This window comes from Streptomyces sp. NPDC027663 (assembly GCF_055566415.1).
This window is the reverse complement of the sequence record NZ_JBVHSK010000013.1, coordinates 217908-231065: the sequence shown is the minus strand read 5'-3', so window position 1 is coordinate 231065 and position 13158 is coordinate 217908. Positions and strand designations below refer to the sequence as shown.

The 13158-nt window shown below is 73.4% G+C and carries 13 protein-coding genes and 1 pseudogene; 6 read left to right on the top strand and 8 right to left on the bottom strand.

Translation table 11 applies throughout. The annotated features are described in order from the left end of the window. The first annotated feature begins 9 nt into the window (after window positions 1-9). Window positions 10-897, top strand: a complete 888-nt coding sequence (locus tag ACZ4SF_RS29480; RefSeq protein WP_468390060.1) for a LysR family transcriptional regulator ArgP — start codon at window positions 10-12, stop codon at window positions 895-897. Window positions 898-1440: 543 nt separating this feature from the next. Continuing rightward, a complete protein-coding gene (locus tag ACZ4SF_RS29475; RefSeq protein ID WP_468390057.1) occupies window positions 1441-1692 on the top strand; it encodes a WhiB family transcriptional regulator in 252 nt (83 codons plus the stop codon). Between the two features lie 63 nt (window positions 1693-1755). On the opposite strand, the pseudogene ACZ4SF_RS29470 reads toward ACZ4SF_RS29475, so the two are convergent. From ACZ4SF_RS29470 to ACZ4SF_RS29450, 5 genes and pseudogenes are all read right to left on the bottom strand, one after another. Continuing rightward, window positions 1756-1866, bottom strand: a pseudogene (locus ACZ4SF_RS29470) (DUF6098 family protein); the annotation flags it as partial. Between the two features lie 12 nt (window positions 1867-1878). After that, the gene (locus tag ACZ4SF_RS29465; RefSeq protein ID WP_468390054.1) at window positions 1879-3858 is read right to left on the bottom strand and encodes a sensor histidine kinase; all 1980 of its coding nucleotides are present in this window, start codon (window positions 3856-3858) and stop codon (window positions 1879-1881) included. 189 nt (window positions 3859-4047) lie between these two features. Next, window positions 4048-4755, bottom strand: coding sequence for a response regulator transcription factor (locus ACZ4SF_RS29460; RefSeq protein ID WP_468390051.1), 708 nt, complete (start codon window positions 4753-4755; stop codon window positions 4048-4050). 20 nt (window positions 4756-4775) lie between these two features. Continuing rightward, window positions 4776-5537: a L,D-transpeptidase family protein gene (locus tag ACZ4SF_RS29455; RefSeq protein WP_468390048.1), complete on the bottom strand. Its 762-nt coding sequence runs from the start codon at window positions 5535-5537 to the stop codon at window positions 4776-4778. Between the two features lie 41 nt (window positions 5538-5578). Next, on the bottom strand, window positions 5579-6988 hold the full coding sequence (locus ACZ4SF_RS29450; protein WP_468390045.1) for a M1 family metallopeptidase: 1410 nt from the start codon (window positions 6986-6988) through the stop codon (window positions 5579-5581). A gap of 170 nt (window positions 6989-7158) precedes the next feature. Here ACZ4SF_RS29450 and ACZ4SF_RS29445 point away from each other — a divergent pair, with 170 nt between their 5' ends. Continuing rightward, on the top strand, window positions 7159-7509 hold the full coding sequence (locus tag ACZ4SF_RS29445; protein ID WP_468390043.1) for a DUF488 domain-containing protein: 351 nt from the start codon (window positions 7159-7161) through the stop codon (window positions 7507-7509). Window positions 7510-7511: 2 nt separating this feature from the next. Here ACZ4SF_RS29445 and ACZ4SF_RS29440 read toward each other — a convergent pair whose 3' ends face one another. Together ACZ4SF_RS29440 and ACZ4SF_RS29435 are read right to left on the bottom strand one after the other, a co-directional pair. Further along, entirely contained in the window at window positions 7512-9185 is a 1674-nt protein-coding gene (locus ACZ4SF_RS29440) for an FAD-binding dehydrogenase (RefSeq protein WP_468390040.1), read from the bottom strand. Between the two features lie 26 nt (window positions 9186-9211). Further along, window positions 9212-9832 carry a TetR/AcrR family transcriptional regulator gene (locus tag ACZ4SF_RS29435; protein ID WP_468390037.1) on the bottom strand — a complete coding sequence of 207 codons (621 nt, stop codon included), beginning with the start codon at window positions 9830-9832 and terminating at the stop codon, window positions 9212-9214. Window positions 9833-10143: 311 nt separating this feature from the next. Between ACZ4SF_RS29435 and ACZ4SF_RS29430 the strand changes: the two genes are divergently transcribed. Beyond that, the gene (locus tag ACZ4SF_RS29430; RefSeq protein WP_468390034.1) at window positions 10144-10773 is read left to right on the top strand and encodes an alpha-ketoglutarate-dependent dioxygenase AlkB; all 630 of its coding nucleotides are present in this window, start codon (window positions 10144-10146) and stop codon (window positions 10771-10773) included. 84 nt (window positions 10774-10857) lie between these two features. Next, window positions 10858-11604 carry an MBL fold metallo-hydrolase gene (locus ACZ4SF_RS29425; protein ID WP_468390031.1) on the top strand — a complete coding sequence of 249 codons (747 nt, stop codon included), beginning with the start codon at window positions 10858-10860 and terminating at the stop codon, window positions 11602-11604. Between the two features lie 205 nt (window positions 11605-11809). Here ACZ4SF_RS29425 and ACZ4SF_RS29420 read toward each other — a convergent pair whose 3' ends face one another. Further along, entirely contained in the window at window positions 11810-12676 is an 867-nt protein-coding gene (locus ACZ4SF_RS29420) for a universal stress protein (protein WP_468390028.1), read from the bottom strand. Between the two features lie 59 nt (window positions 12677-12735). Here ACZ4SF_RS29420 and ACZ4SF_RS29415 point away from each other — a divergent pair, with 59 nt between their 5' ends. Continuing rightward, window positions 12736-13089 carry a VOC family protein gene (locus tag ACZ4SF_RS29415; RefSeq protein WP_468390025.1) on the top strand — a complete coding sequence of 118 codons (354 nt, stop codon included), beginning with the start codon at window positions 12736-12738 and terminating at the stop codon, window positions 13087-13089. Window positions 13090-13158: the final 69 nt, after the last annotated feature.

The following is a 13158-nucleotide window of genomic DNA, read 5'->3' as shown; positions in this document are numbered from 1 at the left end:
TTAGCTGCTGTGATGACAGAGCTTCCTCTGGAGCAGGTGCGGACACTGCTGGCGGTGATCGACGAAGGCACGTTCGACGCTGCCGCCGCCGCGCTGCATGTGACGCCGTCGGCGGTCAGCCAGCGGGTCAAGGCGCTCGAGCAGCGCACCGGCCGGGTGCTGCTCCAGCGCACCAAGCCGGTGCGGCCCACGGAGTCCGGCGCGGTGCTCGTACGATTCGCGCGGCAGCTCGCCCGGCTGGAGCGGGATGCCTGGGGCGAGCTGGGACTGAGCGGCACCGGGGAGCCGACGCGGGTGTCGGTGGCGGTGAACGCGGACTCCCTGGCTACCTGGTTCCTGCCGGCGCTCACGCGGGTCGCGGGCCTCTGCTTCGAACTGCACCGGGAGGACGAGGGCCACACGGCGACGCTGCTGCGGGAGGGGCTGGTGATGGCGGCGGTGACCTCCTCGCCGGACCCGGTGCCCGGATGCACGGTCCATCCGCTCGGCAGGATGCGCTATCTGCCCGCGGCCGCACCAGAGTTCGTCGAGGCCCATCTGGGCGGGCGGCCCCTGCCCGAGGCGCTGCCCGGGGCGCCCGTGGTGGTCTTCGACCGCAAGGACGACTTCCAGGACGGTTTCGTCCGCCGGCTGGGCCGCGCATCCGCCGGCCCGCTCCGGCACTTCGTGCCCACCTCCGAGGGGTTCCTGGAAGCGGTCACCGCGGGACTCGGCTGGGGCATGGTCCCGGAGGCGCAGGCCGGTCCGCTGCTGAGGCAAGGAAGGCTGGCCGTGCTCGCCCCCGGCCAGTGGATGGACGTGACGCTCCACTGGCAGCAGTGGAAGCTGGACTCCCCCGCGCTGGCAGCCCTGGCCGACGCGGTGAGGGCGACCGCGCGCGAGGCGCTGAGACGCTGAGGCGCTGCCCCTGCGACCGCACGGCGCCGGGCCCTGAGACCGGGAGGCACTGAGGCGCTGCTCCTGAGAGCGGGAGGCGCTTAGGCGCTTAGGCGCTGTTCCTGAGAGCGGGAGGCGTCGGCTCCTGAGATCGTGAGGGGTTGAGGCGCTGCCCCTGAGATGCTGAGGCGCCGGCTCGCAGAAGACCGGGCGAGCTGTCACCTGGCGGGCGCCCGGGGGGCCGTGGCGGAGTACCGTGGTCCCGCGGTGGTGCGGCAGCCACCGGGCGGCCCGTCGGCCGTGCCGAACTCCCCGCCACCGGCGCCCGGTCGGGCGCTCCGGTGGTCTTCCCGCCCTGCCTCCCGGCCTGTTGACCGCGCACGGTCCCCCTCGGGACCGGCGCGCCGCCCGGGGGATGCTGAGTGCGATCGCCGGTGCCGGATCGCGATCGTCGCCCGATCCGCCACCGGTTGAGCCGTTTCACACCGTCCCGACCGGTCACCCGAATCCGGAGAACGCATTCGACAGGACACGGACGACACCGATCCGATCCAGGAGACTCCGATGGACAACTGGCGCGAACATGCCGCGTGCCGCCACGAGGACCCCGACCTGTTCTTCCCGATCGGTACCACCGGGCCGGCGCAGGTGCAGACCCAGCAGGCCAAGGCGGTGTGCGCGGGCTGCCCGGTCCGGGAACAGTGCCTGGACTGGGCGCTGGACACGGGCCAGAGCATCGGGATCTGGGGCGGTACGACGGAACTGGAACGGCGGTCGCTGCGCCGCCGCGCCCGCTCCCGGCCACGCTCCGGCTGACCCCCCGTGCCGCGCGGTGGGGGCCCAGCGGCCCCCGCGGCGCGGGGTCCCCCACTCCCGTTCCTGCCGGGCCACCTCGCCCTTGGCCGCGTCGATCACCGTTTCGGCGATCCGGCACAGCGGCTCGGCATCGGCCACGAGCGGCTCGTTGCCGGGGCCCCGGCCCGCCTCCCTTCCGTCGAGGACTCAGGGGCGCACGCCGGGGCCCCTGTCGTGGTCCTCGCCACTGCCACGGCTCTGACCGTCGCGCTCGTCGCCGCTGTCACCGCTGCGCTCGTCACCGTCCTCGCCGCTGCGCGCGCCTCCGCGCTCGTCGCCGTCCGCGCCGCTGCTCCAGTCGCCGGGCGCCGGTGTGCCGGGCAGTCTCAGGGTGAACGTCGCGCCCGCGCCGGGCTCGCTCGTGGCCTCGGCCGTGCCGCCGTGGGCGGCGACCAGGTGGCGCACGATCGGCAGGCCGAGACCGCTGCCGCCGGTACGGCGGCTGCGGGACTTCTCGGCGCGCCAGAACCGGTCGAACACCCGCGGCAGGTCCTCGCGGGCGATGCCCTGACCGGTGTCCGTGACGGTGAGGACGACGTCGTCGCCGTCCCGGTGGGCGCAGAGCGTGACGCTGCCGCCCGTGGGGGTGTGGCGCAGCGCGTTGGATACGAGGTTTCCGAGTGCCTGCCGCATCCGCACCGGGTCGGCGTCCAGCCAGGCGGCGTCGTCGGCCTCGGTGCGCAGGGCTACCGCTGAGGCGTCGGCGGCGACGCGGTGAGCCGCGGCCACCTGGTCCAGCAGGTCGGCGGCCCGCAACGGCTCGCGGTGCAGGCGCAGGGTGCCGGCGTCGGCGGCGGCGAGGTCCTGCAGGTCGTCGATGATCCGCTGCAGGACGAGTGCCTCCTCGTGCAGGGAGTCCAGCAGGGCCGGGTCGGGGTCGACGACGCCGTCGCGGAGCACCTCCAGCCAGCCGCGGATGTTGGTGAGCGGGCTGCGCAGTTCGTGCGCGATGTCACTGACCATGGCCTTGCGCTGGGCCTCCAGCCGCTCGCGGCGCTCGGTGAGGTCGTTGAAGGCCTCGGCGAGGATGCCGGTCTCGTCCCGGGTGGTCACCGGCACGCGCACGTGCTGTTCGGGCGGCTGCTGCGCCGCCACGGTGAGCGCGCGCAGGGGCCGTACCAGCCGGACGGCGAAGAGGGCGGTCACCGCGACCGTGACGGCGAGGACCAGGCCGGCCACACCGACGACCTTGCCCTTGTTGGAGGGTGACATGTCGAACCGGGCCGGGTTCTGGTCGCCGATGCCGAGGAACAGCTCGGCGACCGGGGCGGCATAGGGATCCAGCTGAGTGCGACGGGCCGTCTGAACGCAGTTTCGTGCCGTCCGTGCGGCCTTCCCGGTGGCGATCTCGGAGTACTTGGCGAGCAGGTAGCCGCCGCCGAACGGATCCCGGCCGCTGGGATCGAAGGTGAGGAAAGGCCGTCCCCCGCCGAGGTGCAGTCCGGCCTGTCCCAGACAGGGCCGGGCGAGTTCGGACAGCGCGTCGAGGGCCCTTCGCTCCGTGGGCGTGGGGGTGTTGAGCCGTCCGTCCTCGCACACCGTCGCGCCGTAGCCGGACGGATCGCTGCCGTCCGCCGGGGAGACGACCGGCCGCCCGCTCGTGGTCCGTACCGTCGTGGCCTGCAGGCCGTGGCGCTCGTAGCACTGCTTGCGCCGGGCGGCCAGCGCGTCCAGGCCGGTGCGTTCCTTCGCCGGGAGACGGTAGGGACCCACCAGGCGCGGGTCGATGCCGCTGAGCTGGGCGCCGCTCTCGGTGTAGGTGTCGGTGCGCAGCGGGTCGACGGTGGCGGCGGGCCGGGGCGGCAGCGGGGTGCCGCGGGGCGCGGAGTCGGCGACGAGGGTGCGGTCGGCGGTGGTGAGGGCGATCCGGCGTCCGGTCCGGGCGGCCAGCTCCCTGACGGTGTGCCGGACACCTGCCCAGTCCGCGTGGGTGGCGGCGTAGCCGCTCAGCTGGGCGAGGATGCGGTTGTCGGCGGCGAGGTCCTGGCCCTGCTCCTCCTTCAGCGCGCTGGTGGTCGTGGTGACCGCCAGCCAGGCGGTGGCGGCCACCGAGCAGACGGCGATCAGCGCGGAGACGAACAACAGCCGGACGAGCAGCCGTTTCCGCAGCGGAATCCGGCGCTTCACGAGCGCCCGCCCGTCAGCCCGCGTTCCCCGGCCCTTCACGCACGCCCGCCCGTCAGCCCGCGCCCCCGCCCCTTCACGCACGCCCGCCCGTCAGTCCGCGCCCCCCGCCCCTTCACGACGCCCGCCCGTCGGCCCGCGCCTCCCGGCGCTCCGGAGCGGCCTGTTCGTCGCTCCGGGGCTCCGGCCGCCTCATGGGCGTGCGCCGCTCAGTTTGTAACCGACGCCGAACACCGTCAGCAGCCGGGCCGGACGCCGTGGGTCGGCCTCGATCTTGCGACGCAGGTTCATGATGTGCACATCGACGGCCCGCTCGGTGGAGGCCCGGTCGAAGCCGCGGGTGCAGTGCAGCAGCTGCCGCCGGGTGAACACGCGCTCCGGCTCTCCCGCCATGGCCAGCAGGATCTGGAACTCGGCCGGCGTGCACTCCACGGGTGCGCCGTCGCAGCGCACCTCGTGACGTACCGGGTCCACGCTGATCCCGCCGGCCCGTACGACGGGATCCTCGTCCCGGGCGCCGGCGCCGCGCCCGCTGCGCCTGAGCACCGTACGGATCCGCGCCATCAGCTCGCGCGGGCTGTACGGCTTGGTCAGGTAGTCGTCGGCGCCCAGGTCGAGGCCGAGCAGCAGATCGTCCTCGGTGGAGCGTGCGGTGAGCATCACCACCGGGATCTCCGGGTGCTCGGCGCCGCCGCGCAGCGTCCGGCAGACGTCGAAGCCGTCCAGGACCGGGAGCATGAGGTCCAGGACGACGAGGTCGGGCCGCAGTCGGCGGGCCGCGTCGAGTGCCGCCGCGCCGTCGTGCACCACCGTGGCGGTGTGTCCCTCGGCCAGCAGGGAGCGGCGGATGAGTTCGGCCTGCTTCTCGTCGTCCTCGGCAACCAGTACATGTGCGTACACGAGTTCGGATCCTAGGCGGCTCAGTGCGCGAGCCAGTCGGCGTACCCCATGACGACGACCGGATGCCGGCCGGGGTCGAGGGTGCGCAGCAGTTCCTTCATATGGGCCTTGGCGAGGCTGACGCAGCCGTGCGTGGGGCCGCCGTGGTCGACGTGCAGCCACACTCCTCCGCCCCGCTTCGCGCCGAGGGGCCGGGTCCAGTCCAGGGGCGAGGTGCCGGGCCTTCGGTTGTAGTCGATGGCGACGACGTAGGCGAAGGAGCCCTCCAGCGGTTCGCCCTCGAATCCGGTGCCGGGCGAGTGGAAGCTGCCGGAGCGGTGGTACGGGAGCCTGCTGCCGGGGTCCGGGAGCAGGCCGCCGGCGTCGGAGAGGGTGAAGACGCCGAGCGGGGAGCGCAGGTCGCCGATCAGGTGGCGGGCGCTCCAGCCGTGCAGCGCGTTGTGGGCGGGCCAGGCGGGACCGGCGTGCCAGCCGTCGGGGGTGCGCTGGTGCAGGACGACCGTGGCGAGCGGGGAGTTCTTGCCGCGCCCGGTGACGACGACGGCCTGCCCGCAGCGCCCGGGTATCGCCGCGGACCGCTCGGGGCCGAGGCCGGGTATGCCCTGCGGCTTCGCTTCCGCGGGGGCCTCATGAGGGGGCGTCGGATTCGTGGACACCTCATGAGAGGGCGTCGGCGCCGGACGCGAGGGCGTCCGGCGCTCGGTCGCCGCGGCCCCGCCGCCGCAGCCGGTGAGCAGCAGCGGGGAGGCGAGGAGTGCGACGGCGGTTCTGCGTCGGATCATGGGTCGACCTTGGCCGACGGTTGTTTGGAACTGGTCAGGACTCAGCGGCTGTTCGGCTTGCCGGGCGTGTACAGCCAGGTGTGGAAGAGCCTCTTCAGCCGCTTGCCCGACTTCTGCTCGGCAAGTCCGACGAACTCTGCGGTCGTGCCGTGCCCGCCGCGGTGCCCGGCCGTCCAGGCGCGCAGGATCCGGAAGAAGTCGCGGTCGCCGACGGCCCGGCGCAGTTCGTGCAGGGCCATGGCGCCGCGGGCGTAGACGGGTGTGCCGAAGATGTGTGCGCCGCTGCCGGGGTCGCCGGGCGGATAGGCCCACAGGTCGTCGCTCGCGGGGCGGGCGTAGAGCGCGTCGAAGGTCCGCTGTGCGCTCCGGCCGCCGTGCTGCTCGGCGTAGAGCCACTCGGCGTAGGTGGCGAAACCCTCGTTCAGCCAGATGTCCTTCCAGGCGGTCAGCGAGACGGAGTCGCCGAACCACTGGTGGGCGTTCTCGTGGACGAGGGTGTCGAGGTCGGGCGCGGAGTCGTAGACCGGCCGGGTCTGGGTCTCCAGGGCGAAGCCGACCCCCGGGGCGTGGTCGACGATCGAGCCTGCGGCGCGGTACGGGTACGGCCCGAACAGTTTGCTCTCCCACTCCAGCACGGCGGGCAGTTGCTTGAGCACAGGCGCGGCGGCGCGCGCCTCGCGGGCGTCCACGGCGTTGTAGACCTGGACGCCGTCGCGGGTCGTGTACCGCTCGACCCGGAACCTGCCGATGGTGGCGGTGGCGAGGTAGGCGGCCATGGGCTGGGTCTCGCGCCAGCGGAAGGTGGTCCGCCCGTGAGCCGTGCGCTGCCCGAGCAGGACGCCGTTGGCGACGGCGGTGCGTCCCTGGGGGACGGTGATGGTGAAGTCGTAGGACGCCTTGTCCTTGGGGTGGCCGTTGGCCGGGAACCAGGTCATCGCGCCCTGCGGCTCGCCCGCGACGAACGCACCGTCGTCGGTGGGGATCCAGCCGTCCGCCGCGCCGTCGGGGTCGGTGACCGGTTTCGGGGTGCCGTGGTAGTCGACCGTGACGCGGAACTCCTGGTGCGCGCGCAGGGCGTGCCGCGGGGTCACGACGAGTTCCTGGCCGTCGCGGCGGAAGGTCGCCGGCGTGCGGCCGACGGTGACGGCGGTGACCTTCAGGCCCTTCAGGTCGAGGTCGAAGCGGGTGAGCCGCTGGGTGGCACGGGCGGTGAGCACCGTGGTGGCGTCCAGGCGGCGGGAGGTGGTGTCGTAGCGGAGCGTCAGGTCGTAGTGGCGCACGTCGTATCCGCCGTTGCCGCTGAGCGGGAAGTAGGGGTCGCCGGCGCCGGCTGCGCCGGTGGTGCCCGGCGCGGCGGTTCCGCCGGCGCCTAGGAGTGCCGCTACGGCGACGGGGACGGTGGCGAGGACGGCGGTACGGCGTCGGGCGGGCTGTCTGCGCGGTGGCGTCACGTGCGCTCCTCGGGGGGCTGGCCGGTGATCGAACTGGCGGCCACCCTAGGCGCGGAGGGCGCTTCGCTTCCCCCTGGTTCCGGTCAAATCACGTCGCGTCGCCGACCGGTGGGCGGGGCGCTCAGGAGTACGCTCGCCGGACCGTCCCCCATCCCGGAAGGGGCCCCGTCGTGAGTGTGCGTGTGCGCCGGATCTACGAACCGCCCGAGCCCGAGGACGGCCTGCGCGTGCTGGTCGACCGGTTGTGGCCGCGCGGCCTCGCCAAGGACGCGGCGCACGTGGACGAGTGGCCCAAGGGGCTCACGCCGTCGAGCGAGCTGCGCGCGTGGTACCACGCGGGCGAGGGCTCGTACGAGGAGTTCCGCGCCCGGTACGAGGCGGAACTTCAGGCGCCGGAGGCCGCCGAACTGCTCGACGGCCTGCGCACGTCGGTCCGCGAAGGGCGCGTAACGCTGCTGACGGCGTCGAAGAAGCCGGAGCAGAGCCACGCGTCCGTGCTGGTGGAGCTGTTGCGGGGCTGAGTTCAGGCCGTCTGGCGCGCCGCCGCTCGCCCCGCGGCGCGCCCGGAGAACAGGCAGCCGCCGAGGAAGGTGCCCTCCAGGGCGTTGTAGCCGTGGACTCCGCCGCCGCCGAACCCGGCGACCTCGCCGGCCGCGTACAGCCCCTCGACCGGCGTGCCGTCGGTGCCGAGGGCGCGGGAGTCCAGGTCGGTCTGGATGCCGCCGAGGGTCTTGCGGGTGAGGATGCGCATCCGGACCCCGATGAGGGGGCCCGCGGCGGGATCGAGCAGGCGGTGCGGGCCGGCGACCCGGCCGAGCCGGTCGCCGATGTAGCGGCGGGCGTTGCGGATGCCCTGGACCTGGGCGTCCTTGCTGTAGGGGTTGGTGATCTGCAGGTCGCGTGCCACGATCTGGCGGCGCACCTCCTCCGCGTCGAGCAGCGCCTTACTGGTGAGGGCGTTCATCTTCCCCACCAGCTGCTCCAGATTCCCGGCGGTCACGAAGTCGGCGCCGCGGTCGAGGAAGGCCTGCACCGGGGCGGGGGCGCCCTTGCCGAGCAGCCGGTCGCGCAGCACCGCCTTGCGGTCCTTGGCGGTGATGTCGGGGTTCTGCTCGGAGCCGGAGAGCGCGAACTCCTTCTCGATGATCTTCCGGGTGAGGATGAACCAGGAGTGGTCGTAGCCGGCGATGTCCTCGGTGGTGCGCAGGTACTTGAGGGTGCCGAGGGTGTCGTAACCGGGCAGACAGGGGTCGGGCAGCCGGCGGCCGAGGGCGTCGAGCCAGATGGAGGACGGGCCGGGCAGGATGCGGATGCCGTGGCCGGGCCAGATGGGGTTCCAGTTCTGCAGGCCCTCGGTGTAGTGCCACATGCGGTCGCGGTTGACGAGCCGTACGCCGGCCTCGGCGCTGATGTCGAGCATGCGGCCGTCGACGTAGGCGGGGACGCCCGTGACCATCTCGGCGGGTGGCGTGCCGAGCCGCTCGGGCCAGTAGCGGCGGACGATGTCGTGGTCGGCGCCGATGCCGCCGGTGGTGACGACGACGGCCTGGGCGGTGAGTTCGAAGTCGCCGGCGCGGTCGCGGTTGGAGGCGACGCCGCGCGGGGAGTCGTCGGGGGCGAGGAGGGTGCCGCGGACGCCGCGGGCCGTGCCGTCCTCGATGACCAGCTCGTCCACCCGGTGGCGGTGGTGAAAGGTGAGCAGCCCGTCCCGGGCGGCCTGCCGGGCGTACCGGACGAAGGGCTCGACCACGCCGGTGCCGGTGCCCCAGGCGATGTGGAAGCGGGGCACGGAGTTGCCGTGGCCGTCGGCCCGGAGGTCGCCGCGCTCGGCCCAGCCGACGGTGGGCAGCAGTTCTATGCCGTGGCCCTGGAGCCAGGACCGCTTCTCGCCGGCGGCGAACTCGACGTAGGCGCGGGCCCAGCGCACCGCCCAGGAGTCCTCGTCCTCCAGGCGGTCGAACTGCGCGCTGCCGCGCCAGTCGTTCCAGGCGAGGTCGAAGGAGTCCTTGATGCCGAGGCGGCGCTGCTCGGGCGAGTCGACGAGGAAGAGTCCGCCGAAGGACCAGAACGCCTGCCCGCCGAGGTCGGCGGCGTTCTCCTGGTCGACCAGGGCCACCCGTCGGCCCCGGCTGGTGAGTTCGTGCGCCGCGACCAGGCCGGCGAGACCCGCTCCGACGACGATGACATCCGCGTCCATGGCGACTGTGTCCTTTCCGAGGGGGCTCATGCCGGGGCCGCGCCGCCGTCCGTCAGCAGCGCGGTGAGCAGCTGCTTGAGCCAGGCGCGGGCGGCCTCGACGTCCCTGTCCAGCAGCAGTTGGGTGGTGACCCCGTCGTACGCGGCGACCACGGCGTGCGCGGCGCCGTCGGCGTCGCCCAGTACGGCGGGGAGTTCGGTGTGGCCGCGGGCCCGGAAGAGCCGGTCGGCGATGGCCTGCCGGAGCAGGGCGCGGTGGTCGAGGAGGGCCCGGGCGACGGCGGGGTCACGGGCGGCGTGCACCAGGAAGTCGGTCTTCACCAGGAGCCAGTCCACGTCGAGCAGCAGCACCTCGGTGACCCGGTCCACGGAGGCGGGCACGTCCAGGTCGGGGCCGTCCCGGCCGAGCGCGTCGGCCACCTGGGAGGCGATGAGGTCGGCGCGCTCCTGGTACAGGGCGAAGAACAGCTCGTCCAGCGTGGCGAAGTTCGAGTAGAAGGCGCCGCGGCTGAATCCGGCCGCCTCGCAGACCTCCTCGATGGAGACCCGCCCGAAACCCTTGGCGGCGAACACGGCGAACGCGGCGTCGAGCAGCCGGGCGCGGGTGCGGACCCGGCGCCGGGTGACGCGCTTGGGTGTCTCGTCCATGCCTTCCCTCGCCACCGGCCTCGTTCCCTCTTGCCACCGCTCTCCGTTTCGATACACGAATGTATCGGATACGTCGATGCATCGAAAGGGGCTGACAGGTTCGGACGAGAACGAGACGGGGCGCCGATCACCCGGAGGCTCGGGGAGACCTGGCGATCGCCCGGAGGCCCGGAGAGACCAGGCGGTCGATCGGAGGCTCGGAGAGACCCGGCGGCCGCTCGGAGGACGCGCAGGAGATCGAGCGACCGGCCGGAGGGCGCGCAGGACTATCAGAATGGAACGTACTTTCGATTCAGGAGTACGCTGGGTTCATGTCCACGCACCTCCAGGGCTCCCTGTTCGACCAGACCGACGAGCTGCGGCTCGGCCCGCTCGGCGGGCTGCGCCGGACCGAGCTGGGCGGCGGCGCCTGGATCGACGTCCTGCCGGGCTGGCTGAGCGGCGCGGACGCCCTGTTCGAAAAGCTGGCGGCGGACGTCCCATGGCGGGCCGAACGCCGCAAGATGTACGACAACGTGGTGGCCGTCCCGCGCCTGCTCGCCTACTACGCGGCACAGGACCCGCTCCCCCACCCCGCCCTGACCGAGGCCCGCGCCGCCCTGTCCCGGCACTACGCCGAGGAGCTGGGCGAGCCGTTCACCACCGCGGGGCTCTGCTTCTACCGGGACGGCCGGGACAGCGTGGCCTGGCACGGCGACCGCATCGGCCGGGGCGCCCGCGAGGACACCATGGTCGCGATCCTCTCCGTCGGCGAACCCCGGGATCTGCTGCTGCGCCCGGCGGGCGGAGGCGGCGGCACACTCCGGCGGCCCCTCGGCCACGGCGACCTCATCGTCATGGGCGGCTCCTGCCAGCGAACCTGGGAGCACTGCATCCCCAAGACCTCCCGCGCCACGGGACCGCGCATCAGCATCCAGTTCCGGCCGCAGGGAGTGAACTGAAGCGTCCGGTCAGCCCCTCCTGCGGGACACCGGCGGATCTGGTTGGCTGTCCCCGACGGTCGCGGCACAGGGCTCGGAGAGATCATGCGGGCAGAGGTACACCAAGTCGCCGACGGCACCTATCTGGTGCGCGGCAACCACGTCAACTGGGTGATCCTGAAGGACGGTGACACCGTCACGCTGGTGGACACCGGGTATCCCGGGGACCGGCAGGGGGTCCTGGAGTCGCTGTCCGCGGTGGGCAGCTCGCCGGAGGCGGTCGCCGCCGTGCTGATCACCCACGCACACAACGACCATCTGGGCTCGGCCGAGTACCTGCGCAGCACCCACGGCACCCCGGTGTACCTGCATCCCGCCGAAGTGCCGCACGCACGGCGGGACTTCCTGCATCAGGCCACCATCGGGGACGTCGTACGCAACGCCTGGCGGCCCGGTGTCGTGCCCTGGGCCGTGCATGTGATCAAGGTGGGCGGCATCGCGCACAATCCCGTCAGCGCGCCCGAGCCGTTCCCGGCCGAGGGGCCGCTCGACCTGCCCGGCCGGCCGGTGCCCGTGCACACCCCCGGACACACGAACGGCCACTGCGTGTACCACCTGCCCGGGGCGGGCGTCGTGATCTCCGGGGACGCCCTGGTCAGCGGGCACGCCACCTCGCGGATCAAAGGGCCGCAGCTGCTGCTCGACTTCTTCCACCACGAACGGCCGCGGGCGCTGGAATCCCTGGAGCTGATCGCCGCACTCGACGGCGACACCCTGCTGCCCGGCCACGGCCCCGTCCACCACGGCTCGGTGCGGGCCGCGGCCGAGCAGGCCCGGGAGCGGGCCTCCTAGCAGCGGCGCGCGGGGCCCTGGGGTCCGTGTCATGGCCTTGCAGATCAGCGCCACGAACCCGGGGCACGCCGCGCTCCTGCTCGTCCTGCCCCGGGACACGTCCCTGGAGGAGTGGCGTGGCGGGAGCCGACCCGCACCTCGGTGTGTCCGGCGGGCGTCCTGCCCGGGGTTTGCACCGCCCTGGAGCCGACCGCGCCCGAGCAGCTCACTCGTGCGGGACGACGGCCACCGGGCAGTCCGCGTGGTGCAGCACCCCGTGCGCGACCGAGCCGATGCGGGCACCGACGGCCGTACGGTGTGCCCGGCGTCCGACGACCATGAGCTGGGCCCGGCCGGCCATCGACAGCAGCACCTGGCCGGCGCTGCCCATCTCGACGTGCTCGGCGACAGGCACCTGCGGGAACCGCTCCCGCCACGGCTGGAGCGCCTCGGCCAGCGTCTGCTTCTCGTACGGTTCGAGACCTCCCGCGTCGTCGAGCAGCTTGAGCGAGCCGGGGCTGTAGGCGAAGACCGGCGGCAGGGTCCAGGCCCGCACCGCGCGTACGGTCGCGCCGCGGGCCGCCGCCGTCTCGAACGCGAACCGCAGCGCCGCCGCACTGTCCTCGGGGCTGCCGTGCTGGCCGACCACGACGTCCCGGCCGGCCGCCTCCGCCACGGGCCGGTCCCCGGCGCGGACCAGGACCACGGGCCGGGCCGCCTCAGCGATCACCTGCTGGCCGACCGAGCCGAGCAGGAACCCGATGACCGGTCCGTGCCCGCGCGAACCCAGCACCAGCATCTCGGCGCCGGCCGCCGCCTTCACGAGCGCGTCGACGGCCGCGCCCTCGACGACGTCGACGGTCACGGAGGACTCCGGATGCCGCTCCGAGACCGTGCGCACGGCCTCCGCCACCCCCTCCGACACCCAGCCGTGCTGGGTGTCCCGGTCCGCGGTCGCGAGCGCCTCGGCGTAGCGCCAGGCGTGCACCACGCGCAGGGGCAGCCCCCGGCGTACGGCCTCCCTGGCCGCCCAGTCCAGGGCGGCCAGGCTCTCCGCGGTACCGTCCACCCCTGCCGTGATCGGGAGTGTCATGCGTGGGCCTCCTCGAGAAATCGATCGGCTGCGGAGTCAGTCTTCCCTATGCTGCGGTCATGTCCTTGGAATGGGAGCAAGTGATCGTCGACGCGGCCGATCCGGTGGCGCTGGGCCGCTGGTGGGCCGAGGCGCTGGGCTGGGTGGTGGTCGACGACGCCTACGACGAGTTCGAGATCCGGCCGGCTCCGGACCGGCTGCCGGGGCTGCTCTTCGCGGCGGTACCCGAGAAGAAGACGATCAAGAACCGGCTGCACCTCGACTTCCGCCCGGACGACCAGGCGGCCGAGGTGGCCCGGCTGTTGTCGCTCGGCGCTCGGCATGCCGACGTCGGCCAGGGCGAGCAGCCGTGGGTACTGCTCGCGGATCCCGAGGGCAACGAGTTCTGCGTGCTCGGCGAGCGCCCGCGCTGATCACGGCCCCTGCCTGGTACCGGAGCGAACCCGGGCGATCGAACATACGATGGCTTGGTACCGGTGCGG

Bases quoted from the DNA above. Each gene is read 5' to 3' on its own strand.
- ACZ4SF_RS29475 (WP_468390057.1), top strand. From the start codon at position 1,441: ATGGACAACTGGCGCGAACATGCCGCGTGCCGCCACGAGGACCCCGAC.
- ACZ4SF_RS29455 (WP_468390048.1), bottom strand. From the start codon at position 5,537: ATGATCCGACGCAGAACCGCCGTCGCACTCCTCGCCTCCCCGCTGCTG.
- ACZ4SF_RS29440 (WP_468390040.1), bottom strand. From the start codon at position 9,185: ATGGACGCGGATGTCATCGTCGTCGGAGCGGGTCTCGCCGGCCTGGTC.
- ACZ4SF_RS29435 (WP_468390037.1), bottom strand. From the start codon at position 9,832: ATGGACGAGACACCCAAGCGCGTCACCCGGCGCCGGGTCCGCACCCGC.
- ACZ4SF_RS29430 (WP_468390034.1), top strand. From the start codon at position 10,144: ATGTCCACGCACCTCCAGGGCTCCCTGTTCGACCAGACCGACGAGCTG.
- ACZ4SF_RS29425 (WP_468390031.1), top strand. From the start codon at position 10,858: ATGCGGGCAGAGGTACACCAAGTCGCCGACGGCACCTATCTGGTGCGC.
- ACZ4SF_RS29420 (WP_468390028.1), bottom strand. From the start codon at position 12,676: ATGACACTCCCGATCACGGCAGGGGTGGACGGTACCGCGGAGAGCCTG.
- ACZ4SF_RS29415 (WP_468390025.1), top strand. From the start codon at position 12,736: ATGTCCTTGGAATGGGAGCAAGTGATCGTCGACGCGGCCGATCCGGTG.